The organism is Blastocatellia bacterium (assembly GCA_035275065.1).
Lineage (GTDB): Bacteria > Acidobacteriota > Blastocatellia > UBA7656 > UBA7656 > DATENM01.
In genome coordinates this window covers 23,986-50,077 of the sequence record DATENM010000097.1, presented here as the reverse complement: position 1 = coordinate 50,077, position 26,092 = coordinate 23,986, and the positions used below count along the sequence as shown (strand labels likewise).

The window sequence follows — 26,092 nt, the reverse complement described above, 5'->3', positions numbered from 1 at the left end:
CAATCAGGCGGTCGCGGCAAAGCCGTGGATGATCTGCTCGAACTGTTTAATGCGCGGCTCGATGACGGCGGGCGGCGCGAGCTGAACCGACTCTTGCGTCTTCAAGCCATTGCCGGTGATTGCAATGACTGTCAGATCGTCGGGCGCAATGCGGCCTTGCTCGACCAGCTTCTTCGTCACGGCGACGGTAACGCCGCCGGCGGTTTCGGTGAAGATGCCTTCGGTCTCGGCGAGCAAACGGATGCCGGCGACGATCTCTTCGTCGCCGACGTCTTCGGCGTGGCCGCCGCTCTGTTGAATGACGCCCGCCGCCAGATAGCCATCCGCCGGGTTGCCGATGGCGAGCGACTTGGCAATCGTCGCAGGCTTCACCGGCCGGATGTCGCGCGAGCCGCGCTTCACGGCGTCAACAATCGGGTTGCAGCCGGCGGCCTGCGCGCCGTAGACACGCGTCGTGACTTCCGCGTCGAGCAGGCCGAGTTGTTCAAACTCTTTCAGCCCTTTGTGAATCCGCGTAATCAGCGAGCCGCCGGCCATCGGCACGACGACGCAATCGGGCGCGCGCCAGCCAAGCTGTTCGGCAATCTCGTAGCCGAACGTCTTCGAGCCTTCGCCATAGAACGGGCGCAGGTTGACGTTGACGAATCCCCAGTTAAAGCGGTCGGCGATCTCGCAGCACAGCCGGTTGACGTCGTCGTAATTGCCGCGCACCGCAACCACCCGCGCGCCATAGATCGAAGTCGCGTGGACTTTGCTCGGTTCGAGGTTGTCGGGGATCAGGACGTAAGCAGGCAGCCCCGCCGCCGCCGCGTTGGCCGCCACCGAGTTGGCAAGGTTGCCGGTCGAAGCGCAGCCGACGGCATCAAGACCGAACTCGATGGCTTTGTTGATGGCAACCGCGGTGACGCGGTCTTTGAAAGAAAGCGTCGGCGCGTTGACGCTGTCGTTTTTGAGGTAGAGATTACTGAGCCCCAGCCGGCGGCCCAACCGCTCGGCGCGCACGAGCGGCGTTGCGCCTGAGGCGCGCCCGACGCGCGGCTCGCCGTCAAGCGGTAACAATTCGCGGTAGCGCCAGAGATTTTTGTCGCGCGAGCGGATGACCTCACGCGTCAGGCGGCGACGGATGGCTTGATAGTCATAAGCAATTTCGAGCGGCGCGAAGCAGTCTTCGCAGCCGGCGCGCAATGTCTTTTCGTACTGGCGGCCACACTCGCGGCACTTCAATCCTTGCACGAAACTCATAGCCTTCATCTCCTCGATTCGAGGTCCCTGACGATCAGGAACAGCGTTAGCGAGCACAGCCGCGGGCTACTGGGAAAAAGAAAGGCCCCGCGCCAAACCGTCGCGGGGCCTTCAATCCTTCCGGGCTGTTTAGCAGTTTTTTACGTGGAGCAAGTTACCTTAAATCGCCACGTCGTTGGTTTTTGAAAGAGCAAAGTGAAAAGCCCTGCGCCAAACCGTCGCAGGGCTTCGAGAACTCGCCAGCGGTTTAGCACATTTTTTACGTGGAGCAAGTTGCCTTAAATCGCCACGTCCATCATCGGAAGCGCCAGAGTACACCGGGCAGCCACGGGGAGTCAAATAAGAAATGTTTATCGCCTTGACGATGCCTGCCGATAAACAGGGCCAGAGACGATGGCTGCCGAGCCCGCTCAACCAGAGACATCACAGATGAGCACCGACGCAAACATCTGACCTGCGCATCACTGGCGCCAGCGCTCATCCGTGAATCCGTGCGGCGCTATTCGCAGCCGATCTTTAAAGTCTTTTCATCGCGGCTCGCCCCCTGGCCGGCCTTTGGTTCCGGCACCAGCGCCACTTCGATATCAAACGCTTTCAAGTCGCGGGCCAGCGTGCGCACCGACTCGCGCAGGAAAGCGCGGAATTCGTCCTCGCGTGGGTAGCGGCCTTGTGAGCGCAGCAGGTGGCCCATCAATTCGCCGTGTTCTTTCTTCATCAGCTTTTCCTCACGTCTGTTGAATGCCTGGCAGGACAGCGCCGCCGCCGCCAGCGCCACTGCTATGGCAATCTTTATGCCAGCAGGGAGTCAGGCTAAAAATAATGCTTAAACTCAGGAAAAACGCGAATTTTCGGTTGCCGAGGGCAATGCTGGAGACAGCGCCGGGCTAACAAAATTGTTTGGGATTATTAAATCACAGACAATTTTGTTTTTCCGTGGTGGGCGGACTCGAACTGTGCTTATCCGCGGTTTAACGAAAGCGCTCGCAGGCAATGCCGTACTTCTTCACCTTGTAGCCGATGATGCGCTCGGTGGTGCCGAGCAGCTTGGCGGCGCGGGCCCGGTTGCCGCGCGCTGTCTTGAGCGCATCCTGAATCATATCTTTTTCATAAGCCCCAACCGCCGCGTCGAGCGACAGGCGGGTAACGGTGCCGCTCTCGGAAGCCGTCTGCAAGGTCGGCGGCAGGTGATGGCCGTGAATGACCTGGCCATCGCAGACCAGCACGCTGCGCTCAAGCGCATTTTCCAGCTCGCGCACGTTACCCGGCCAGTGATAGGCCGTCAGCATATCAATCGCCGGCGTCGAGATGCGCTTGATGTGCTTGTTGTGCTCGCGCGCGAACTTTTCGAGAAAGTGATCGGCCAGTTGCAAGACGTCGGACTTGCGCTCACGCAACGGGGGCACGAAGATCGTAAAAACGTTCAGCCGGTAATAGAGGTCTTCGCGGAATGTGCCCTCGCTGATGGCCTTTTCGAGGTCTTTGTTAGTCGCCGCGATTAATCTGACATTCATCTTAATCGTTTCGATGCCGCCCAGCCGCTCGAACTCGCGCTCCTGCAAAGCGCGCAGCAGTTTGACCTGCGTGGACAGGTTCAAGTCGCCGATCTCGTCGAGGAACAGCGTGCCGCCCTCGGCCAGCTCGAAGCGGCCTTTCTTGCGCGCCTGTGCCCCCGTGAAAGCGCCCTTCTCGTAGCCGAATAGCTCGGATTCGATGAGCGTGTCAGGGAGCGCCGCGACGCTGACTTTGACGAACGGCTTGTGCTTGCGCGGCGAGTTGTAATGGATCGAGTGCGCGATCAGCTCCTTGCCGGTGCCCGATTCGCCGCGGATCAACACGGTGGTGTTGGTCGGCGCCACCTGCGCCACTTGCTCATAGACCTGACGCATCGGGCCGCTGTTGCCGATGATGTTGGTGAAGTCGTAACGCTCGCGCAGCTCTTGTCGCAGGTGAATGTTTTCGTCGAGCAGGCGCTGCCGCTCGGCTTCGACCGAGCGCTGCATCTTCAACGCCTGGGCAATCATCGAGGCGACGACCCGCAAAAAGCGAACGCTGCGATCAAAGTCGCGGTCTTTCTTAAACTTCAGATCGACGCCGATGGCGCCGACGGCTTTGCGGTTGAGGGTGATCGGCACAGAGATGAACGACAGTTCCTGCCGGCTGAGGTCGCGGCGCGGCGCGGCGCGATGCAGGAAGAGCGGCTCGCGGCTGACCTGCGGCACGACGACCGGCTTGCCGCTTTCGACGACGCGGCCCATGATGCCTTCGCCGAGCCGGTAGCGTTGCCGCTGGCCGTCGGCGGTAATGCCGTTGGCCGCTTCAATCGTCAGCTCGCTGGCATCTTCGTGCAACAGCATAACGGCGCTGCGAATCATGCCGTGCTGCTGTTCGAGAATTTCCAGCACGCGGTGCAGCGCCGCCTTGAGGTTGAGCGTGCCCGATAACGCCTGGCTGACTTCGAGCAGCGTCGAGAGCTTCTTGATTTCACTCGTCTGGTCGGTCATCGATTGCCTTTCGGATGGGAAAACCGTGATCCTACAAAACTGTTGCCGAATTAACCTCGCGGCGACGCAATTGTAGGATAGCCGCCGTGCCCATCTCAAGCTCATTTTCCGCCGGTCGGAGATTGGGCGGGCCGCTTATCGGGTGATGAATTCAGTTGATGAAAAAATCTTTTTACAACTTGGTGCTTGACGCCCCGTGGGCGATTGGTTAAGGTAGCAAACGAGTAAGGTCTCTATTGTACGAGTTATGAAACGACTGATGAACCAAATGAACGGCTTCGCATGTTGCATCTGTTGCTGCGCGCTACAAGCGCGCCCGGCGGAGCCTTCAGTGGAGGTCACTCAGTCTAAAACGTAAGCTCTAGAACTTAACGGTTAGAGTTACTACCGACCCACCACAGGCACCGCGCCTCTGGTGGGTTTTTCGTTTTTGGGTCAGGCGATGAGCGAGCAAACGCGACAAGCTGGGAAGGTTTATCTGATCGGCGCAGGGCCGGGCGATGCCAAACTGCTGACGATCAAAGCCGCCGAAGCTATCGCCGAAGCCGACGTAATCGTTTACGACTATCTGGTTAACCCCGAAACGCTGGCGTACGGACGGCGCGGCGTTGAATTGATTTATGTCGGCAAGCGCGCCGGCCAGCCTTCCGCTTCGCAAGCCGAGATCAATCACATTCTTATCGAGCAGGCGTGTGCAGGCCGCGTCGTGGCGCGGCTCAAAGGCGGCGACCCGTTCATCTTTGGGCGTGGCGGCGAAGAAGCCGAAGCCCTGGTCGCGGCGGGCATTCGCTGGGAAGTCGTCCCCGGCATCTCGTCGGGCGTTGCCGCCGCCGCTTATGCCGGCATCCCGCTGACGCACCGCGGCGCGGCTTCGAGTGTGGCCTTCATCACAGGCCACGAGAATCCGCAAAAGCGCCGCCAGCCGATTGACTGGTCTGTGACCGCACACGCCGCCGACACGCTGGTGATCTTCATGTGCGCTGAAACGATTGCCGAGATCGCCGCCAGGCTGATTGAAGCGGGCCGCGCGGCCACCACACCCATCGCCATCATCCGCTGGGGAACCTACGCGCACCAGGAAGTCTACGCCGGTGCGCTCTCAGACATTGCCGCAAGCCGAAGCGCCGATTTTCACATCGAGCCGCCGGCGATTGCCATCATTGGCGAAGTCGTCGCCTTGCGCCGAACGCTCGGCTGGTTCGGCTCGCCGGAATTAGAGTTTTCACTCCATTCATTATCTGAGCACGCGACGACGCAGGTCGCCGGCGGCTGATCGGAGCAACGTTATGGCACTGCCAAAAAGCGAGCTTGTGCAGCTTGAATACACCCCGCTCAATCGCGCCGACGCGCTCGCCGAGCGGCTTGAAGCGGCAACGCCTGAAGAGATTCTCTTCGCCGCATTCGATGAGTTCGGCGACCGCGTGGCGATTGCGACAGGCTTTGGAGCCGAGGGCGCGGCGCTGATCGATATGGCGGTGAAGATCAATCCTCACCCGAACATCTTCTTCCTCGACACCGGTTTTCTCTTTCCCGAAACTTACGAGCTGCGCCGCCGCATGGAAGCGCGTTACCGCATAGAGATTCGCGCCGTGCGGACCGCCATCACGCCTGAGAGTCAAGACGAGATGTTCGGCCCGCGCCTGTGGTCGCGTGACCCTGACCTCTGCTGCCGCCTCAGAAAACTCGAACCGCTAAAAGAAGCCCTCAAAGATTTGGACGCATGGATCACGGCGATTCGCCGCGACCAGACCGAGGCGCGCGCCACGGCGCGCGCTGCCGAGTGGGACTATCGCTGGCAGCGCGTGAAGATCAACCCGCTCGTCGGCTGGACGAAACGCGACGTGTGGGATTACATCGCCCGACACGACGTGCCTTATAACCCGCTGCACGACGCCGGCTATCCGAGCATCGGCTGCACACACTGCACGCGCGCCGTGGGCCCCGGCGAAGCGGAACGCGCAGGGCGCTGGGCGGGCCGCGCCAAGACGGAATGCGGCCTGCACGGCCAGGAGCCAAAGGTCGTGCCGCTCAAGCTGCAACTCTGAAAACATCTTTGAAAGGAATATTACAAAACGACATGAGCAAGGGAATTGTGATCTGGCTTACGGGGCTTTCAGGCGCGGGCAAAACGACGCTCGCCTCGGTTTTAAGGAATGAACTGACGGCGGCGGGCCATCGCGTGGAGACGCTCGATGGCGACGAGGTGCGCGAGAACCTGAGTCGCGGCCTCGGCTTTTCGAAAGAAGACCGCGACACCAATGTCCGCCGTATCGGTTTCGTCGCGCGACTGCTGGCACGCAATGGCGTGATTGTGCTCGCCTCAGCCATCTCGCCGTACCGGCAGTCGCGTGATGATGTTCGTCAATCAGTCGAAAGTGACGCGGCGAACTTCGTCGAAGTCTATGTGCGCGCCCCGCTCGCCGTGCTGGTCGAGCGCGACGTCAAGGGGCTTTATAAGAAGGCGCTCGCCGGCGAGATCAAAAACTTCACCGGCGTCTCGGACCCTTATGAAGCGCCGCTTGCGCCCGACGTTGTCGTCGACAGCTCTGTAGAAACGGTCGAGGAGAGCGCCGCCCGCATTCTCGATTATCTGCTCGAAACCGGCGCGCTCGCGGCTAACGTCGCGCCACGTACACTTCCGACAGCAGCCGAAGCCGCCGTGTGAACCGCCGCGCTTCGCTCAACGCTTGAGGGCAGTATGAACATCGAAGAGATCAAGCAGCGCAAAGATGGCCTGGACGTGCTGGCCGACATCTACCGTTACGCAGAGCTTGGCCATCAGGCGATCACGCCCGAAGACGAAGCGCTGTTTCGCTGGTACGGCATTTACACGCAGCGGCCCGCGTCGGACGGCTATTTCATGGTGCGGCTGCGCATGCCGGGCGGCGACCTGACCGCGCAGCAACTGCGCGAGATCGCGGCGCTCGCCAACCAGCATGGACGCGGGCTTGCCGACATCACCGTGCGCCAGAACATTCAGCTTCACTGGGTGCGGGTCGAAAGCTTGCCGGACATTCTCGACCGCCTGTTTCGCATCGGGTTGTCCACGACCGAAGCGTGCGGCGATTGCGTGCGCAACATCATCAACTGCCCTGTGTCGGGCGTTGACGGGCAAGAGCTGTACGACACGACGCCGCTGATTCGGCAGGTCAACGAGTTCTTTGTCGGCAACCGTGACTTCTCGAATCTGCCGCGCAAATTCAAGATCGCCATCACCGGCTGCGCGGCGCGCTGCGTCTACCCGGAGATCAATGACATCGGCCTGTTTGCGGTGCGCGAAGCGGGCCGCGTCGCCTTTCGCGCACGCGTCGGCGGCGGCTTGTCGACGACGCCGCGATTCTCGAAAGACCTCGGCGTGCTGGTCGAGCCGGAAGAAGTCGTTGACCTCTGCGCCGCTATCGCCGGCGTCTTTCGCGACGAAGGCAACCGCAACAACCGCAAGAAGGCGCGCTTGAAGTTCCTGGTCGAGCAGTGGGAGATTCCGCGCTTTCGCGAAGCCGTCGAAGCGCGGCTCGGTCACACACTCCGCCGCGCCGAACAGCCGGAGGCCGAGCCGATCACCGAGCGCGACCGCACACACCTCGGCATTCACCGTCAGCGCCAGGGCGATCAGTTTTATGTCGGCATCTCGCTGCTCGGCGGGCGCACTTCGGGCGACGAATTGGCGCGGCTCGCGGAGCTTGCGGCAACCTATGGCAGCGGGCGATTGCGCGCCACCAACACGCAGAACATCATCTTGCTCGACATCAACGAAGCGAATCTGCCGGCGCTCACCCGCGAGCTGGACAAGAGTGGTCTGGACTATAAGCCGAGCTGGGCGCGGCGCGGCATCATCGCCTGCACCGGCGTGCAGTTTTGTAAGCTGGCGATTGCTGAAACCAAGAACCGCGCCGTCGAGCTGGATGAGCATCTGTCGCGCGCCGTGTCACTTGATGACGGCGTGCGCATCAGCGTCACCGGCTGCCCGAACTCATGCGGCCAGCACCACATCTGCGATGTTGGGCTCGAAGGGGCGCTGGTGACGATCAACGGCAAGAAGCGCGAAACCTTTCAGGTCTTTCTCGGCGGCGGCGTCGGCCTTCATGAGAGCTTTGGCCGCAGAATCGGCGTCCGCATTCCGTCGGAAGAACTGGCCGAGCGCATGGCGCAACTCTTCACGCGCTACAAGCAGGAGCGCGATGACGGCGAAACCTTTCAAGCGTTTTGCCTGCGCCACAGCAACACGGAGCTGGCGGCAATGCTCGGGCCTGTGCTGCCGCTCGGCGAAGCCGCGTCGCCGGAAGCCGGGGCGCGGATTCACGGCTGATCATCATCGTTCATTTTACCGCAGAGAGCGCAGAGGGACGCAGAGGCCGGAATGATCCTCTGCGTCCCTCTGTGCTCTCTGCGGTTTATTAATGCCTTTCGCTTATCAACTGATAAGGATTATCTATTTGCCCGTGCCGGGGAATCGTGATACCACTTAGGCTGGTTTCAAGAGCCTTGAAGGTCAATCGTTCGGGCGATCAATCGAGAGTTATGACGCTGCATACGCCAAGCATACTCGACAGCTTCACCGAGCCGGCAGGAACGCGCTTCGCTCTTGCCGTGCGCCCGGTCGTCGCTAAATCGCTCGTCAAGGCCCTCGTAATTAATATCATCAGCCTTATTCTGCTTATCGGCAGCAGCGGATGATGGTCAAAGCCTAAGGGAAAGCGAAAGGCCATCATCCGAAGCCAAAGGATGATGGCCTTTCAAGTTTATAGGGCTCGGCAAGCCCTCGCCGGTAGACACCTCACGGCAAAGAACGCACAGGAGAACGATTCATGTCGGCAACGACGAAAGCCAACTCAGCAGACCTCGCCGCCGCCCGGCTTGATGAAGCGGAGAACCACGGCGCGCCCGTGATGCGCGGCGCTCGCATCCTTTGCGAAGCCCTCGTCAAAGAAGGCGTCGAAACGATCTTCGGCTATCCCGGCGGCGCGGTGCTGCACATCTACGACGAGCTGTGCCGCATGCGCGACCGCCTGCATCACGTCCTTGGCCGTCACGAGCAGGGCGCGATCCACATGGCCGAAGGCTATGCCAAAGCCACCGGCAGGCCCGGCGTCGCGCTGGTCACCTCAGGCCCCGGCGCGACCAATGCCGTCACCGGCATCGCCAACGCTTACATGGATTCGACGCCGCTGGTCGTCATCAGCGGCCAGGTGCCGCGCAAGCTCATCGGCACCGACGCGTTTCAGGAAGCCGACACCGTCGGCATTACGCGGCCCTGCACGAAGTACAACTACCTGGTCAAAGACGTGCGCGACCTGGCCGATGTGGTCAAAGAAGCTTTTCACATCGCCAGCACCGGTCGGCCCGGCCCCGTGCTGATCGATATCCCGAAAGACGTGACCGCCGAGACCACCGAGTTCGATTACCCGGAGCGCGTCTTTCTGCCCGGCTACCAGCCTTATCAACGGGGCGATGTCGAAGCGGTGCGCCGCGCCGTCGAGATGATCAGCAAAGCGCGCCGCCCGATTCTGTATGTCGGCGGCGGCGTCATTCACTCGAACGGCGCAAACGAATTGCTTGAGCTGGCCTCGCGCTTGAACCTGCCCGTCGCGCCGACCTTGATGGGGCTGGGCTGCTTCCCGTCGGGACATCGGCTATCGCTTGGGATGCTCGGCATGCATGGCACCTACTGGGCGAACATGGCGATCTCGGAATCTGACCTGATCGTCGCCGTCGGCGTGCGCTTTGATGATCGCGTCACGGGGGCGCTCGACAAGTTCGCGCCGCAGGCCGCCGTCATTCACGTAGACGTTGACCCCAGCTCGATTCACAAGAACCGCCGCGCTCAGGTCGGCATCGTCGGCGACGCCCGCAGCGTCATGCGGCAGATGATCGATATGCTGAGCGACGAAGCCTGCGCGACCAGCCGTGCGCGGCTCGCCGACTGGTGGGAACAGATCGAGGAGTGGAAAGAGTACGCGCCGCTGACCTACGAAAAGCGCGACGACGTGATCATGCCGCAGCAGCTTGTCGAAGAGCTGCACGCGCTGACGAAAGGCGAGGCGATTATCTCGACCGACGTCGGGCAACATCAGATGTGGGTCGCGCAGTATTACCCGTTCAATGGCCCGCGCCAGTGGCTGACTTCCGGCGGCCTGGGGACGATGGGTTTCGGCTTCCCGGCGGCGCTCGGCGCGCAGATGGCGCACCCCGACAAGCAGGTGATTGCCTTCGTCGGCGACGGCGGCTTTCAGATGACCGCGCAAGAGCTGGCGACTGCCGTGCAGTACAAGGCGAACACCAAGATCGTCATCATGAACAACAACTATCTTGGCATGGTGCGCCAGTGGCAGGAGCTGTTTTATGACCGCGCTTACTCGCACGTCAACATGGAGTGGCTGCCCGATTTCGTGAAGCTCGCCGAAGCCTACGGCGCGACCGGCCTCCGGGCGACGCGGCCCGAACAACTGCGCGCCACCTTGCAGCGCGGGTTAGCTACGCCCGGCGTCGTCGTCATGGACATCCTGGTCGCCGAAGAGGTGAACGTTTACCCGATGGTTCCCGCCGGCGCGGGCCTCAAAGACATGGTGCTGAAGTAATCACCGCTAACAAGTAAGGTCACGATGAGACACACGCTTTCCATTTTAGTCGAGAATCGCTTCGGCGAGCTGTCGCGCATCGTCGGCATGTTCAGCGCCCGCGGCTACAACATCGAGAGCCTGACGGTCGCCGAGACGCTCGACGGCAACATCTCGCGCATGACGCTGGTGACGCGCGGTGATGACGAGACGATTGAACAGATCACGCGCCAGCTCGATAAGCAGGTGCGCGTGCTGCGCGCCGTTGACATGAACGGCGTGCGCCACATCGAGCGCGAGATGGCGCTAATCAATGTCGGCGCGCGCGCCGGCGCCGAGCGCCAGGAGGTCTTGAGTCTGGTCGGCATCTTCCGCGCCAAGGTCGTTGATGTCAGCGACGAAGGCATGATCGTTGAGGCGACCGGCGATTGGAACAAAGTCAGCGCCATGATCGATCTGCTCAAGCCGTTCGGCATCCGCGAGATCGTTCGCACCGGCACGGTCGCCATCGCCCGGTTGGCCGAGCAGACCTTAGACGAAGAGGTTGCCGCGATGATCGCGGCAGCAGAAGCATAAGCCTGTGGCGCAAGGCGGTTAGCTTGCGCAATGACTCGCGCAAGCTAACCGCCTTGCGCCACAGCAAGGGGATTGCCGGGGCGGAGCTAGTCCCTGCGTGAATCGGCTTCTAAAGCTGATGCTTACATTGTGATGCGCAGGTTGAAACCACGCGGTTCATGCAGGGACGAGTTACGCCCCGGACAATGGGTTCGATACGTCAAACAGGAGACACCGGAGGAAGAGTATGAAAGCTTACTATGACAGGGACTGCGACCCTGACTATCTCAGAGGAAAGAAGGTGGCCGTCATCGGCTACGGCGCGCAAGGCTACGCGCACGCCAACAACCTGAAAGAGTCGGGCTGTGACGTGATCGTGGGCTTGCGCGCGGACAGCCCATCACGCGCCAAAGTCGAAGCCGCGGGGTTGACGGTTCAGGACACCGCCGAAGCCGCTTTCAACGGCGACGTGGTGATGATGCTGGTGCCGGACGAGCTGGCGCCACGGATTTACACGAAAGAGGTAGCGCCGAATCTGCTGCCGGGCAAGCACCTGGCTTTCGCGCATGGCTTCTCGATCCACTTCAAGAAGATCGTGCCGCCCGAAAACGTCAACGTCTTCATGGTGGCGCCGAAAGCGCCCGGCCACCTGGTGCGTCACGAATACATGCAAGGGCGCGGCACGCCCTGCCTGCTCGCCGTGCATCAAGACCCGTCGGGCAACACGCGACAGGTCGGCCTCGCCTACGCCTCGGCCATCGGCGGCGGGCGCGCCGGCATTCTCGAAACCTCGTTTCGCGAAGAGACCGAAACCGATCTCTTCGGCGAACAGGCGGTGCTGTGCGGCGGCCTGACTTCATTGATTCAAGCCGGCTACGAGACGCTCGTCGAAGCGGGCTACGCGCCGGAGATGGCTTACTTTGAATGCCTCCATGAAGTGAAGCTGATCGTTGACCTGCTCTATGAAGGCGGCATCGCCAACATGCGTTACTCGGTGTCGAACACCGCCGAATACGGCGATCTGACGCGCGGCCCGCGCATCATCAACGCAACGACGCGCGCCGAGATGCGGCGCTTGCTCGACGAGATTCAGTCGGGCGAATTCGCCGACGAATGGATGGCCGAGCACGAAGCCGGCAAGCCGCGCTTCCGCGAGCTGGAGTCACAGGCTCAGGGCCATCAAATCGAAGAGGTCGGCAAGCGGCTGCGCTCGATGATGCCCTGGCTCGGCGAAAAACGATTGGTGGATCGGGCGAAGAATTAGGGAGGCAGTATGGGATTCTACGATTGGGACAAGATGCGACCGGAAGAGATTTCCGAGATGTATAAGCGCAAAGTGGCGCTCGGCGAAAACCTGGTCGTCGCGCGCGTCGAAGTCAAGGGCGGCGCGGTGACGCAGACGCACCACCACGAGCACGAAGAAGTCGTCATCGTGCTCAAAGGCGCATGGCTGTTCCACCTGCCGACCGGCGATGTGACGCTGCGCGAAAACCAGATGCTCGCCATTTCTCCAGGGGTCGAGCATTCGTCGGAGGCGTTAGAAGACACCGTCGCCTTAGACATCTGCACGCCGCGGCGTGTGGACTGGATCACCGGCGAAGACCGCTTCCTGCACCAGGACCCCGATCAGTACTTGTGGGCTGTGTGAAGGCGGATTGCCGATTGCGGATTGCGGATTGCCAGCTTGATTTGAGAGGGAGGGCTTGAGGATAGTGACAAGTGACAAGTAAACAGTGACAAGACATTTTCTCGTTCTTGTCACTTGTCACTTGTCACTGTCTTGAAGTCTTCCCTCTCGAATCGCATCCTCCGGTGCTCGCTCGCAGACGAAATCCGCAATCCGCAATCGGCAATCCGCATTTGAAAGGTTTCAGCAATGAAGGACGACGTTCCTCAACGCCTGCTCTATGACTCGCAATTCGAGCACGACGCCTGCGGCGTGGGCTTTGTAGCCAACCTCACAGGCGACGCCAGCCACCGCCTGCTCGGCACTGCACTCGAAGCGCTCGGCAACCTCTTGCACCGTGGCGCAGTTGATGCCGATGGCTTGACGGGCGACGGCGCGGGCGTGCTCACGCAGCTTCCCCGGCGGCTGCTCGTGCGCGAGATCGAACGTCGTGGCTTCCTGCGCCCTCAATCCGAAGACCTGGCCCTCGGCATGATCTTTCTGCCGCGCGCGGTGGACGAAGCCGCCGTCTGCCGGCGCGTTGTCGAACAGGTGCTCGAACGCTATGGCCTGCTGGTCTACTACTGGCGGCGTGTGCCTGTGGACGAAGCGGCGCTCGGCGCCAAGGCCGCGCGCACCGCGCCAAGAATTGAGCAGGTATTAATCGGCCGCCGGCACGTCGAGCCGTTCGAGTTCGAGCAGACGCTTTATCTCGTCCGCAAAGAGATCGAGCGGCAGACCGCCGAAATCAAAGGCTTCTATATCACCTCGCTGTCATCCCGCACGGTCGTCTACAAAGGCTTGATGATTGCCACGCAGCTCGCGGCCTTTTACCGCGACCTCCGCGACGCGGATTACGCAACGCGTTTCGCCATCTTTCATCAGCGTTACTCGACCAACACGTTTCCCAACTGGGCGCTGGCGCAGCCGTTCCGCATGCTGGCGCACAACGGCGAGATCAACACGATTGCCGGCAATCGCAACTGGATGCGCGCCCGCGAAGCCAGCCTGCGCTCGCGTGTCTGGCAGCACCGCGTCGAGCGATTGAAGCCGATCATCTGGGCACAGGGGTCGGATTCGGCGAGCTTCGATAATGCGCTTGAGCTGCTGGCGCTGAGCCGCCGTGACGCGCTGCACGCGATGATGATGTTGATGCCCGAAGCGCACGAGAACGCGCCGCATATGGAAGGCGACCTGCGCGGCTTTTACGAATACGCGGCGTGCTTAACCGAACCGTGGGACGGCCCGGCGGGTGTCGCCTTCAGCGATGGGCGGTTCGTTGCCGCGGCGCTCGACCGCAACGGCCTGCGCCCGGCGCGCTACGCGGTGACGCGCGACGGCCTGGTGGTGATGGCGAGCGAGGCGGGCGCTGTCCGGCTCGACGAAGAAAGCATTCTTGAAAAGGGCCGCCTGGGGCCTGGGCAGATGATCGCGGTTGATACCGAGCGCGGCCTGCTGCTGCGCGACCAGCAGATCAAGCTCGAACGGGCGCGGCGCAAGCCTTATCGCCAGTGGGTGCGGAATCAGATGACCGTCTGCCCAAGCACACTCGACCTGGGCTATGCGGTCACGTCGGACGAAGCGGATTTGATCGTTCGCATGAAACAGTTCGGCTACACGGTCGAAGACGTGCAGCGCATCATCGAGCCGATGTTTGACAAGAGCCGCGAGCCGATTGGCTCGATGGGCGACGACACGCCGCTGGCGGTGCTGTCAGCCAAGCCGCGCTTGCTCTACACCTACTTCAAGCAGCGCTTCGCGCAGGTGACCAACCCGCCGATTGACCCGATCCGCGAAAAGCTGGTGATGTCGCTCGAAACCTTGATCGGGCCGCGCGGCAGTTTGCTCGAAGACCGGCAGGCGGCGGCGCGATTAATCAAGCTGCGCTCCCCCGTCCTCACGGATTCTGATCTTGAATGGCTGCGCGGCAGTGGCCGCCGCGGCTACGCAACGGTGACGCTGGCGACATTGTACGGCAGGCGCGGCGGCAAGCGGTCACTAGAGAATGTGCTTGATGCGCTGTGCGAGCAGGCCGCGGCGGCGGTCGAAGCCGGCCATTCGATTGTCATCTTGAGCGACCGCGGCGCGAGCGATTTGCAGTTGCCGATGCCGATGATGCTGGCGGTCAGCGCCGTGCATCACCACTTGATCCGAGCGGGCCTGAGGATGCGCGCCAGCCTCGTCGTCGAAACCGGCGAAGCCCGCGAAGACCATCACTTCGCTTGCCTGCTCGGCTATGGCGCGCAGGCGGTCAATCCTTATCTCGGATTCGAGATCGTCGCCCACGAAACGCGCAAGCGCGGCATGAGCATTCCGGGCGCGCTGCGCAACTACAAAGCGGCGGTCGAAAGCGGCCTGCGCAAGATAATGACGAAGATGGGCGTCGCGACGATTGCGAGCTACGCGGGCGCGCAAGTCTTTGAAGCCATCGGCCTCGACCACCAGTTGATCGAGAAATACTTCACCGGCACGCCGTCGCGCGTCGGCGGCATCGGCCTCCGCGAGATTACCCGCGATATGCTGCGCTTCCACGACGCGGCGTACGCCGGCGACAGGCCGCTTGAAGACGCCGGCTATTTCCGCTATCGCGCCGGCGGCGAGTATCACGCCTTCAACCCGGCGGTCTTTCGCGCCCTGCACAAGTTGGCGCGCGGCAATCAAGCCGAGTTCGCTGCCTATAGCGGCACGGTCAATGAACGACCGGCGATGACGTTGCGCGATCTGCTCGACTTTCGCGGCGGCGAGCCGGTTTCAATTGATGAAGTCGAGCCGGCGGCCGAAATCGTCAAGCGATTCGTGGCTTCGGCGATGTCTTTGGGCGCGCTCTCGCGAGAAGCGCACGAGACGATTGCTATCGCCATGAACCGCATCGGCGGGCGCAGCAACAGCGGCGAAGGCGGCGAAGACGCGGCGCGTTATTACCCCGACGCGAACGGCGACCTCGGCAACAGTCGCATCAAGCAGGTGGCGTCGGCGCGCTTCGGTGTGACGCCCGAATATTTGATGTCTGCCGACGAGCTGGAGATCAAAATCGCTCAAGGCGCGAAGCCCGGCGAAGGCGGCCAACTGCCCGGTCACAAGGTGACGGCAGAGATTGCCGCGCTGCGCCATTCGGTCCAGGGGGTGACGTTGATTTCGCCGCCGCCGCACCATGACATCTATTCCATCGAAGACCTCGCGCAGCTCATCTTCGACTTAAAGCAGGTCAACCCGCGGGCGCGCGTCGCGGTGAAACTCGTCAGCGAAGCCGGCGTCGGCACGGTGGCGGCGGGTGTGGCGAAAGCGTTCGCCGACGTGATTCACATCGCCGGCCACGACGGCGGCACCGGCGCGTCACCGCTCGGCTCGATCAAGCATGCCGGCGCGCCTTGGGAGATCGGCCTGGCCGAGGCGCAACAGACGCTCTTGTTGAACGACCTGCGCGGGCGCGTGCGGCTGCGCGTTGACGGCGGCCTGAAGACGGCGCGCGACGTGATGGTTGCCGCGATGATGGGCGCCGAAGAGTTTGGCTTTGGCACGAGCTTGCTGGTGGCGCTCGGCTGTGTGATGGCGCGGCAGTGCCATCTGAACACCTGCCCCGTCGGCATCGCGACACAGCTTGGCCACCTGCGCGAGCGCTTCGCGGGCAAACCGGAGATGGTCATTCGGTTTTTCATGCAGCTCGCCGAAGACGTGCGCGCTTTGCTTGCCGGCCTCGGCTTCCGCTCGCTGGAAGAGGTCATCGGCCGCAGCGAGTTGTTGATTGAAAAAGCGAATGCCAAGACGGCGCGCAATGTGAAGCTCGATCTTGAGCCGCTCATCGCTCAGGCCGACAGTTCGGGCACGCGGGCACGTCGTTCAGTCGGCGAATGCAATGGCAAGCTGACCTCGCCGCTCAACGAACGGTTCTTGCAAGACGTACGCGAAGCCATTGTTAAGGTCGCGCCGGTGGCGCTCACTTATTCAATCGGCAACACGGATCGCACGGTCGGGGCGCGCGTCGCCGGCAGCATCGCGCGGCGCTACGGCAATCAGGGGCTGCCTGACGGCACGATTGACGCGGTGTTCAACGGCACGGCGGGGCAGAGCTTCGGCGCGTTCTGCGCCGGGGGCATGAGGCTGACGCTCATGGGCGAGGCCAACGACTACGTCGGCAAAGGCATGAGCGGCGGCGAAATCGTCATCCGCCCGTCCGCCGAAGCCGGCTTTGATTGGGCCGACAATGTCATCGCCGGCAACACGATTCTGTACGGCGCGACCGGCGGCTCGATCTTTCTGGCCGGACGCGCCGGCGAACGCTTCGCCGTGCGCAACAGCGGCGCGGCGGCGGTGGTCGAAGGCATCGGCGATCACGGCTGCGAATACATGACAGCCGGCACGGTGGTCGTGCTTGGCGACACCGGGCGCAATTTCGGCGCGGGCATGACCGGCGGCACGGCTTTCGTGTTCGACGTCAACGAGTGTTTCGAGCGTCGCTGCAATCAAGAGATGGTGCAGCTTGAACGCGAGCTGACGGAAGCCGCCGAGCAGCGACTGCGACGCTTGATCGAGCGGCATTGCGAGCTGACCGGCAGCCTGCGGGCGCGCGAGGTGCTGTGGCACTGGGCCGTCTACCGCTCGCGTTTCTGGCAGGTAGTGACGCAAGGCGAGCTGGCCGCCCGCGCCGCGCGTCAGGCCGAGACGACAGAAGTTGCTGCCGCAGATGATGCGGCGGAAACAGTCGAATCAGTACCCATCAAGTCCCCACGTCGTCATGCATCGGTGTAGCGCATCTGAAGCAGTCCCGTTAGGGACGCAATGTTTATAGCAACGGGATGACGGAAATAAAGCCAAGCTCCGTCAGCAGCGGCATGTGGACATTTCGCCCCTACGGGGCTTGGTTTTATCAGCAGCGGTTACTATAAACATCGCGCTCCTACGGAGCTTTCATTACAGACAGGGAAACGAGCAGCTATGAGGGTAAGAATCTACGACACGACATTGCGCGATGGGACGCAGGGCGAAGGCGTCGCCTTTTCGGTTGAAGACAAGCTGGCCGTGGCGCGCAAGCTCGGCGAGCTTGGCGTTGATTACATTGAGGGCGGCTGGCCCGGCTCGAACGTCAAAGACGCCGAGTTCTTCGAGCGCGCCCGCGCGCTCGACCTGCGCCGCGCCCGGCTCGCCGCTTTCGGCAGCACCTGCCACCCGAAGCACCGCCCGGAAGACGACCCAAACCTCTGCGCCTTGATCGCGGCAGAAACGCCTGTCGTCACCATCTTCGGCAAGACATGGGACCTGCACGTCACACGGGCGCTCGGCATCTCGCTCGACGAAAACATCGAGCTGATTGCCGCCTCGGTCGCTTACCTGAAATCCAAAGGGCGCGAAGTCATCTACGACGCCGAGCATTTCTTCGACGGCTATAAAGCGAACCCGCATTACGCCATGCAAACGCTGCTTGCGGCAGAGCGCGGCGGCGCCGACCTGATTGTCTTGTGCGATACCAATGGCGGCACGTTGACCAGCCAATTGGTGCAGGCCATCACCGCGGCCAAGCGCGCCATCGCCATCCCGTTTGGCATTCACGCGCATAACGATTCGGAGCTGGCCGTAGCCAATTCGCTGGCGGCGGTCGAGCAGGGCGCGCGCCAGGTGCAGGGCACGATCAACGGCTACGGCGAGCGCTGCGGCAATGCGAATCTTTGCTCGGTGATTGCGGCGCTCGAATTGAAGCTCGGCCACGAGACGGTCGGCAGTGAGCGGCTGACCGGTCTGACGCACGTTTCGCATTATGTCGCAGAGCTGGCGAACCTGCCGCACCCGAATCACCTGCCGTTCGTGGGCCGCAGCGCCTTTGCTCACAAAGGCGGCATCCACGTCAGCGCCGTGATGCGTGATCCGGCGACTTACGAGCACATCGATCCTGAGCTGACGGGCAACCGCCGCCGCGTGCTGGTCTCTGACCTGTCGGGCAAGAGTAATGTGCTTTACAAAGCCGCCGAGATGGGCATCGCGGTTGACGCGAATGACGCGCGGCTGCGGCCCGTCGTCCAGCGCATCAAGGAGCTGGAGCATCAGGGCTTTCAATTTGAGGCTGCCGAAGCGTCGTTCCGTTTGCTGCTGGAAAGCGCGGTCGGCGCTTATCGCGAGTTCTTCTCGCTCGAAAGCTACGAGGTGACGACGCAGCGCCGCGAAGGCCACGGGCCGACGTCACGCGCGATGGTGCGAGTCAGCCTCGATGGCGCATTGCGCGAAGGGACGGCGGAAGGCTGCGGCCCTGTGCATGCGCTCGACTGTGCCTTGCGCCTCGCCTTAAGCGATGGCTTCGCGTGCCTCGCCGAAGTCCACCTGGTTGATTATAAGGTGCGCGTGCTGGACGCTGATCGCGCGACGGCGGCCAAAGTCCGCGTGCTGGTGCGGACGCGCGACAGCGACGAAGCGTGGAGCACGGTCGGCGTTTCCGAGAACATTCTCGAAGCGAGCTGGCAGGCGCTCGCCGATTCGATCAACTACAAGCTGAACAAGGAAAGGCAAGGGGCGGCGTGCGACGCGGAGACGCGGCGAAGGGGAGACGCGGCGACGGAGAGTTCGATTGCGCCGGTCGCCGCGTCGCCGCGTCCCGGTGTCGTCGCGTCGCCATCGTCACCGGAGGTGCATCATGTCGTTTGAGCAAACCGAGTGGGTGTGGATGAATGGGCGCGTGGTGCGCTGGCAGGAGGCGACGCTGCACGTTTCGTCGCACGCGCTGCATTACGGCAGCGGCGTCTTTGAAGGGATTCGCTGTTATGAAACCGCCAATGGCCCGGCGCTCTTTCGCCTCGACGCGCATCTCGACCGCCTCTACGCTTCGGCGAATTTCTACGGCCTGCCGATTCCGTATTCGCAGGGCGAGATCGCTGAAGCCATCTGCGAAGTGATTGACCGCAACGGCTTCACCGGCTGTTACGTGCGGCCCATCGTTTACTACGGCAGCTCAAGCCTCGGCGTCCATCCGCGTGACTGTCCCATCGAAACGGCGATCCTCGTCTGGCCGTGGGCGGCTTACCTGGGCGATGAAGGGTTGGAAAACGGCGTGCGCGTCAAGGTGTCGCCGATCACCAAATTCCATTCGCGCATGATGCCGACGACGGCCAAGGCGTGCGGCGGCTACATCAACTCGATGCTGGCGGTGCGCGAGGCGATGGCCGCCGGGTACGACGAAGCTTTGCTGCTGGACGAGCGCGGCAACGTCGCCGAAGGCTCAGGCGAAAACCTCTTCATCGTGCGCCAGGGCGGCTTGTTGACCAACGATGAGCAGTCCTCTATTCTGCTCGGTGTCACGCGCGACGCGGTGATGCGGATTGCTGACGATCTCGGCTACCGGGTCGAGGTCGGGGTAATCACGCTCGACGATCTCTATGGGGCGGATGAAGCGTTCTTCACCGGCACGGCGGCAGAGGTGACGCCGATCCGCGAGCTGAACGAGACGCCGATTGGCGCGGGCCGGCGCGGGCCGGTGACGGAAGCGATCCAGCGGCGGTTTTTTGATGCCGTGCTGGGCCGCGACCCGCGCTACGGCGACTGGCTCCATACGGTCGGCAGCCCCGCGTCACTGGCCGTCTGAGTTTCAAATCTCAAATTTGAAATCTCAGGTGCGCTGGCAATGCTCGGCGAGCCATTGCCGATGACCGGCGCGCGTGGTGGACGCCGGCGCAAGCGTGAGCCCGCCATCATTTTGAATTCGCGATTGGGGTTTTTGTGAGCGACCGTTTTTTACTGAGCAGCAAGCTCCCGCCTTATGTGTTCAACATCACCAACGAATTGAAGGCGGCGGCCAGAGCCAGGGGCGAAGATGTCGTTGACCTCGGCATGGGTAATCCCGATTTGCCGACGCCGAAGCCGATTGTCCGAAAACTCGTCGAGGCGGCGCGCAACCCGCGCAATCACCGCTACTCGGTATCGCGTGGCATCCCGCACTTGCGCGAAGCCATCGCCGCCCGCTACCTGCGCAAGTGGGGCGTGCAGCTCGACCCCGGCACAGAGGTCGTGCAGACCATCGGCGCGAAAGAGGGCCTCGCGCATCTGGTGATGACGGTGCTGGCGCCGGGCGAAACCGCCGTCGTGCCGGTGCCGGCTTACCCGATTCATACGCACTCGGTGATCATCGCCAACGGCAAGCTGATCAAGCTCGCGGCAGATAACCCTGCCGACCTGCTCGACCGGCTGGCGTCGGCCATCAAAACCGAGCGCCCAAAAGTCGTCACGCTGTCGTTTCCCAATAACCCGACGACGATGTGCGTTGACCTGAGCTTCTTTGAAGAGGTCGTCCGGCTGGCGCGCGAGCATGGGACGCTGATCATTCACGACTTTGCCTATGCTGATCTGGTCTTTGATGGCTACACCGCGCCGAGCATCCTTCAGGTCGAGGGCGCGAAAGATGTCGCCGTCGAGCTCTTCTCGCTGTCGAAGAGCTACAGCATGGCGGGCTGGCGCATGGGATTTGTCGTCGGCAACGCCGAGGTGGTGGCCGCGCTCACGCGGGTCAAAAGTTATCTGGATTACGGAACCTTTCAGCCCATTCAGATCGCCGCCATCATCGCGCTGAACGAGTGCGAAGCCTATGTCGGGCAGATCGCCGAGACCTATCGCAAGCGGCGCGATGTGCTGATTGACACCTTTGCGCGCGCCGGCTGGGAGATCGAAAAGCCAAGAGGAACGATGTTCGTCTGGGCGCGCATCCCCGAACGTTATCGGGCGATGGGGTCGCTCGAATTCGCCAAGCACGTTCTGGCGCGCGCCCGTGTCGGGGTTTCGCCCGGCATCGGGTTTGGCGAGGCCGGCGACGGCCACGTGCGCTTCGCGCTGATTGAAAACGAGCAGCGCATCCGCCAGGCGGCGCGCGGCCTGAAGCAGATGTTTCGCGAGGATTGAGGGACAGATTATGGAGTTGATGCAGCTTGAAATGTTCGTGGCGATGGTCGAAGAGGGCAACTTTCATAAAGCCGCCGAGCGCGTCTTCCGCACCCAGCCGGCGGTCAGCATGGCGATCCGCAAGCTCGAACACGAACTCGGCTCGCAGCTCTTCGACCGCTCGAATCGCAATGCCTGCGTGCTGACGGACACCGGCGAAGTCCTCTACGATTACGCCAAGCGGCTGCTGAATCTGCGGGACGAGGCGGTCATCACGCTCCAGCAACTCCACAACCTGCAACGCGGGCGCATCCGCATCGGCGCGAACGAAAGCACCAGCCTTTACCTGCTGCCGCAGCTCATTCTGGATTTCCGCGCGCGTTACCCGGAGATCAAGATCGAGGTCTTCCGCCAGTTGTCGGCGCGGCTGCCGCAGGAGCTTCGCCAGCGCAACCTCGACTTCGCCATCCTCTCCTTCTTGCCCGACGCCAGCGACCTGGAGGCGACGCCGATCCGGCGCGATGAACTGGTCTTGATCGCCAGCCCGCAGCACCGGCTGGCGGGCCGCGAGCGCGTTCACATCCGCGAGCTCGGCGACGAAAACTTCATCGCTCACAACGTGCGGTCGCCGTCGCGCGACAAAGTCATTGAAGCGTTCCGCCGCTTTCAAATACCGCTCAACATCACGATTGAGATTGCCACCATCGAAACGATCAAGCGCTTCGTGACGATGAATCTCGGCCTCGCCTTTACGCCGAGCATGTGCGTTCAGGAAGACGTCGAGCGCGGCGATCTGGCGGTGATCGCCGTCGAGGGCTTTCGCTACGAGCGCACCCTGTGGGCGGTGCGCCGTCGCACCGACGCGCACTCGCACGCCGCTCAGGCTTTTCTTGAGATCATCAACGCCATGGCCGAAAAATTCCTGCGCAGCCAGCCGGTGGGTGGCGTGGGGATGGAAAAGCCGGCGGCCGAAGCTCTTATGTGAACGCGCGTGGGCGTTTATCGCGGGCGACAATTTTCGTGGCGTTGACTACGAGACAGACAATTTTGTCGGGCCGCCTTCTGCGCCGCCGCCGCCCCTTCAGTTAAGCCTCTCCGAAAGACCTACCAGATACAGAAGACGGACAGGCTTTCTATCCCATATTCTGCGCCCCTTTATCGTTTGAGCAGCGGGGTCGCCGGTTCGCCCCCATGCCGGGCGCTTTACTTGCGCCGGCGTTCGGCCAGGGACAAAGCGTAGCGCGGACGGGACGCCTCTGAGGCGCGGCTCCGCTGCCGGGTACTCGCCTGCTGAATGGCTGTGCAAAACCAGACGACAATTCTGTTGTGATGCCCCTATAGTGCCGACAAAATCGTCAGTTCTGAAGATGCCTGTGACTATGGGCTCGCTGCCCCAAGTGGCCTGTAAGCTCTGCATTAAAGTCAGATAGAAGGGCTCGGCAATTAAAGCGAGGTGTTGGTACGGCCCTTGCTCCTTCAAGCTGCCTATGTGCCGTGTGTAGTTCGGCGACGAGCTTCCGTAAGGTTCAACGATGCAGATTGATTTCGAGAAAATGCTGGTTCATGCCAACGAGCGGCTGGCCGACATCAGTCTGGCCGCCGAGCGCCAGCAGCAGGCCGGAGCTTTCAAGAAGTTTTTGAAGATCGAGACCGAGCGGCTGCGCATGCGCCATCGCTTTGGCCTGGGCGGCGTCGAAATCGCCCGCGGTCGCAGCTACCTCATCGATATGGTCGTCTGCCGCGCCTGCCAACTGGCTGCCGCTGACCTGCATGCTTCGGAAGCTGAGTTGAACCATTATGCGGTCGTCGCGCTCGGCGGGTACGGGCGGCGCGAGCTGTCGCCGTTCTCCGATGTCGATCTGTTATTCCTGCACGCCGGCAGCCGCACCTCCGAGGCCAGGCGCTTCGTCGAGCACACGCTCTACCTGCTCTGGGACATGGGCCTGACCGTCGGTCACAGTTTCCGCTCGCCGAAAGAGTGCGTGGCGATGGCGCGCGCCGATCTGGTGTCGCGCAATGCCATGGCCGAAGCGCGCCACCTGACGGGCAATCCCGAGCTGTTCCGTCGCTTCACGCGCCAGCTTGATGATGCGGTCTTCCGCTCGCGGCGCGAGACCGGCGGTTTTCTCGAAGCGATGATGGCCGAGCGCCGGGCGCGCTACGAAAAGTTCGGCAAGGCGGTCTGCGTGCAGGAGCCGAACGTCAAGGAGAGCGCCGGCGGCCTGCGCGACCTGCACACGGCGCTCTGGGTCGGCCACGCGCGCTACCAGCTGAACCATCTCGACGACCTGCGCGCCGCCGATCATATCTCCGGCGCCGAGTATGCCGCCGCCCGCCGGGCTTATGACTTCATCGTGCGCGTTCGTAATGAAGCTCACTTTCTGACCGGGCGCAAAACCGATCTCTTAACGCTCGATCTTCAGCCGCAGGTGGCGGCGAGCTTCGGCTACCAGGCGAAGCGCGGCCTCGAAGCTTCGGAGTTGTTCATGCGCGATTACTATCAGCGCGCCCGCGAGCTGCATGACTTCGCCGAGCGCTTCATCGCCCGAGCCCTCGCCCCGCCGGCCGAAAAGCGCAACCTCGTCAAGCGGGTCACCGCGAGCTTCGAGTCACGCCAGGGTCAGCTCTTTCTGACGATCACGCGCGGCGCCCAGGCATCGGGCAAAGCGACCGGCTACGAGATCAAGCGGGGCAAGCTCTACCTCAAGGAAGAGCCGAGCGACTTCCGCTCGAACGCCATGCACTTGCTGGAGTTATTCTCGGTGGCGCAGAGCGAGCGTGTCGCGCTCAGCGAAGAATTGAAGGCGACGATCCGCGGTCAGCTCCATCTGGTGACGCGGCGCTTCCGCGACTCGAAAGAGGCGAGCCGCGCCTTCCTCGACCTGCTCAACCGCAAGGGGCGCGTCGCCGCGGTGCTCAGGATGATGCACGAGACAGGCTTCCTCGGAAAGCTGATGCCGGAATTCGCGCGCATCACTTTTTTGGTGCAGCACGACTTTTATCACAAGTACACCATTGACGAGCACACGCTGAAAGCCATCGAAGCGCTCGACCGCCTTGCCGACGAATGCGACCCGCGACTGCTGCGGCTGGTGAAGGTCTTTGGCGAAATTGAGAACGCCGCGCCGCTCTACCTCGGCTTGCTGCTGCACGACATCGGCAAAGGCCACGGCGGCGGCCACGTGCAGAAGGGCACACGCATCGCCGAGCGCGTCTGCGAGCGGCTCAGGCTTGATGACGAGAGCGCCGCGCAGGTGCGTTTCCTGGTCAAGGAGCATCTGCTGATGTCGCATACCTCGCAGCGGCGCGACCTCTCGGAAGAGGGGCTGATCGAAAGTTTTGTGGCCAGGGTTACAAGCTTGAACAACCTGAACAAGCTGCTGCTGCTCACCTATGGCGACATCAGCGGCGTCGGGCCGGGCGTCTGGACTGACTGGAAGGCGACGCTGCTGTGGGAGCTTTATGCCCGCGCGCGCACCCACTTTGTTGAAGAGAATGCCGCGCGCTACGAACGCGACCGGCGCATGCTCTTCAAGCAGCAGGTGATTCGCGAGCTGGCGCCCGAGTTCCCGCCGAGCGGCATCGAGCGCCACTTCGCGATGATGCCCGACCGCTATCAGCGGGCCAACAAGCCGTCGCAGATCGCCCGCCACCTCAGGCTGGCGCGGCGGCTTGATTCGGAGTCGCTTGCGACCGACTGGCAGGTCGCGCCGGGCGAACACTGCACGCACCTGTCGGTCTGCGCGCGCGACCGCGCAGGGCTGTTTGCGCGCATCGCCGGCACGCTGACGGCGCACGGCATCAACATCCTGAGCGCCGACCTCAACACCCGCGAAGACGGCCTGGTGATCGATACCTTCAAAGTCTGCGAGGTGCAGACCGCACAGCCTGTGCGCGCTGATTTGCACGGCAAGGTCGAAAAGAATTTGCAGGCGGCGCTCGCCGGCAGTTATGACGTGGCGGCGGCGGTCGCCGGGCAGCTGGCGCGCGGGCCGCGGCGCTCGTGGCGCAAGACGGCGCGCAAGCCTGTGCGGCCATCCGTGAGATTTGATACAGAGGCGTCGGCCCTCAGCACGGTCATCGAAGTGCGCGCCGATGACCAGCCGGGCCTCGCCTATAAGATGGCCAGCGCCATTGCCGGGCTCAACTTCAACATCACTTTCGCCAAGATCACCACCGAAAAAAGCCACGCGCTCGATGTGTTTTATGTGACGGACGCGCGCGGCCAGAAGCTCGACGCCGCCGCCATGCAGGCAGTCGAACAGGCGCTCGTCGGCGCGCTCGGCGATGAGCCGACAGACCAACCCATGAAGGAGGCTGTATGAAGAAGATAGAAGCGATCATCCGCCCGCACCTGCTCGACGCCGTCAAGAACGCCTTGCAGGAAGTCGGCATTAATGGCTTGACGGTCACCGAAGTCCGCGGCTTCGGGCGTCAGAAGGGCCACACCGAAACCTATCGCGGCAGCGAGTACAAGATCGATTTTCTGCCGAAGGTGAAGGTCGAAGTGGCGCTGCCTCTGGAGATGGTAGACCAGGCGATTGACGCCATCATGAAGACAGCGAAGACCGGCAAGTTCGGCGACGGCAAAATCTTCGTCCTGCCGGTCGAAGAGGTCATCCGCATTCGCACCGGCGAACGCGGCGAAGCGGCTCTGTAACCCCTTGCCGCCGGCAGCGCTTCTCGACGACTGCCGGGCAGGCGCAACCAATTCATTGAAGAGGAGA

At 62.4% G+C, this 26,092-nt stretch carries 19 protein-coding genes; 16 read left to right on the top strand and 3 right to left on the bottom strand.

The window, feature by feature from the left end; translation table 11 throughout:
- Positions 1-3 precede the first annotated feature (3 nt).
- From thrC to VJ464_21725, 3 genes are all read right to left on the bottom strand, one after another.
- On the bottom strand, positions 4-1,242 hold the full coding sequence (thrC, locus tag VJ464_21735) for a threonine synthase (protein ID HKQ07763.1): 1,239 nt from the start codon (positions 1,240-1,242) through the stop codon (positions 4-6).
- Between the two features lie 499 nt (positions 1,243-1,741).
- Positions 1,742-1,957: a hypothetical protein gene (locus VJ464_21730; GenBank protein HKQ07762.1), complete on the bottom strand. Its 216-nt coding sequence runs from the start codon at positions 1,955-1,957 to the stop codon at positions 1,742-1,744.
- Positions 1,958-2,210: 253 nt separating this feature from the next.
- On the bottom strand, positions 2,211-3,743 hold the full coding sequence (locus VJ464_21725) for a sigma 54-interacting transcriptional regulator (protein HKQ07761.1): 1,533 nt from the start codon (positions 3,741-3,743) through the stop codon (positions 2,211-2,213).
- 442 nt (positions 3,744-4,185) lie between these two features.
- On the opposite strand from VJ464_21725, the gene cobA reads away from it, so the two are divergent.
- From cobA to VJ464_21645, 16 genes are all read left to right on the top strand, one after another.
- Positions 4,186-5,016: a uroporphyrinogen-III C-methyltransferase gene (gene cobA / locus VJ464_21720; protein HKQ07760.1), complete on the top strand. Its 831-nt coding sequence runs from the start codon at positions 4,186-4,188 to the stop codon at positions 5,014-5,016.
- A gap of 13 nt (positions 5,017-5,029) precedes the next feature.
- Positions 5,030-5,788, top strand: coding sequence for a phosphoadenylyl-sulfate reductase (locus VJ464_21715; GenBank protein ID HKQ07759.1), 759 nt, complete (start codon positions 5,030-5,032; stop codon positions 5,786-5,788).
- A gap of 32 nt (positions 5,789-5,820) precedes the next feature.
- Entirely contained in the window at positions 5,821-6,408 is a 588-nt protein-coding gene (cysC, locus tag VJ464_21710; GenBank protein HKQ07758.1) for an adenylyl-sulfate kinase, read from the top strand.
- Between the two features lie 33 nt (positions 6,409-6,441).
- Positions 6,442-8,049: a nitrite/sulfite reductase gene (locus VJ464_21705; GenBank protein ID HKQ07757.1), complete on the top strand. Its 1,608-nt coding sequence runs from the start codon at positions 6,442-6,444 to the stop codon at positions 8,047-8,049.
- A 212-nt stretch (positions 8,050-8,261) separates the two neighbouring features.
- Positions 8,262-8,417 carry a hypothetical protein gene (locus VJ464_21700; protein ID HKQ07756.1) on the top strand — a complete coding sequence of 52 codons (156 nt, stop codon included), beginning with the start codon at positions 8,262-8,264 and terminating at the stop codon, positions 8,415-8,417.
- Positions 8,418-8,629: 212 nt separating this feature from the next.
- Complete coding sequence (gene ilvB, locus VJ464_21695) at positions 8,630-10,318, top strand: biosynthetic-type acetolactate synthase large subunit (GenBank protein ID HKQ07755.1); 1,689 nt, start codon at positions 8,630-8,632, stop codon at positions 10,316-10,318.
- 24 nt (positions 10,319-10,342) lie between these two features.
- Entirely contained in the window at positions 10,343-10,873 is a 531-nt protein-coding gene (ilvN, locus tag VJ464_21690) for an acetolactate synthase small subunit (protein ID HKQ07754.1), read from the top strand.
- A gap of 226 nt (positions 10,874-11,099) precedes the next feature.
- Positions 11,100-12,116, top strand: a complete 1,017-nt coding sequence (gene ilvC / locus VJ464_21685; GenBank protein HKQ07753.1) for a ketol-acid reductoisomerase — start codon at positions 11,100-11,102, stop codon at positions 12,114-12,116.
- Between the two features lie 9 nt (positions 12,117-12,125).
- Positions 12,126-12,500 (top strand): cupin domain-containing protein, encoded by a 375-nt coding sequence (locus tag VJ464_21680; protein ID HKQ07752.1) that lies wholly within the window; start codon positions 12,126-12,128, stop codon positions 12,498-12,500.
- A gap of 228 nt (positions 12,501-12,728) precedes the next feature.
- Positions 12,729-17,264 (top strand): glutamate synthase large subunit, encoded by a 4,536-nt coding sequence (gene gltB, locus VJ464_21675; GenBank protein HKQ07751.1) that lies wholly within the window; start codon positions 12,729-12,731, stop codon positions 17,262-17,264.
- A 186-nt stretch (positions 17,265-17,450) separates the two neighbouring features.
- Positions 17,451-19,145: a citramalate synthase gene (gene cimA / locus VJ464_21670; protein ID HKQ07750.1), complete on the top strand. Its 1,695-nt coding sequence runs from the start codon at positions 17,451-17,453 to the stop codon at positions 19,143-19,145.
- Entirely contained in the window at positions 19,135-20,079 is a 945-nt protein-coding gene (locus tag VJ464_21665; protein HKQ07749.1) for a branched-chain amino acid transaminase, read from the top strand. Before cimA ends, VJ464_21665 begins: the two co-directional genes overlap by 11 nt.
- Before the next feature lie 134 nt (positions 20,080-20,213).
- Positions 20,214-21,386, top strand: coding sequence for an aminotransferase class I/II-fold pyridoxal phosphate-dependent enzyme (locus VJ464_21660; GenBank protein HKQ07748.1), 1,173 nt, complete (start codon positions 20,214-20,216; stop codon positions 21,384-21,386).
- 10 nt (positions 21,387-21,396) lie between these two features.
- Positions 21,397-22,350, top strand: a complete 954-nt coding sequence (locus tag VJ464_21655) for a LysR family transcriptional regulator (protein ID HKQ07747.1) — start codon at positions 21,397-21,399, stop codon at positions 22,348-22,350.
- Positions 22,351-22,897: 547 nt separating this feature from the next.
- Positions 22,898-25,690, top strand: a complete 2,793-nt coding sequence (gene glnD, locus VJ464_21650) for a [protein-PII] uridylyltransferase (GenBank protein ID HKQ07746.1) — start codon at positions 22,898-22,900, stop codon at positions 25,688-25,690.
- Positions 25,687-26,025 carry a P-II family nitrogen regulator gene (locus VJ464_21645; protein HKQ07745.1) on the top strand — a complete coding sequence of 113 codons (339 nt, stop codon included), beginning with the start codon at positions 25,687-25,689 and terminating at the stop codon, positions 26,023-26,025. Before glnD ends, VJ464_21645 begins: the two co-directional genes overlap by 4 nt.
- The last annotated feature ends 67 nt before the right edge of the window (positions 26,026-26,092 follow it).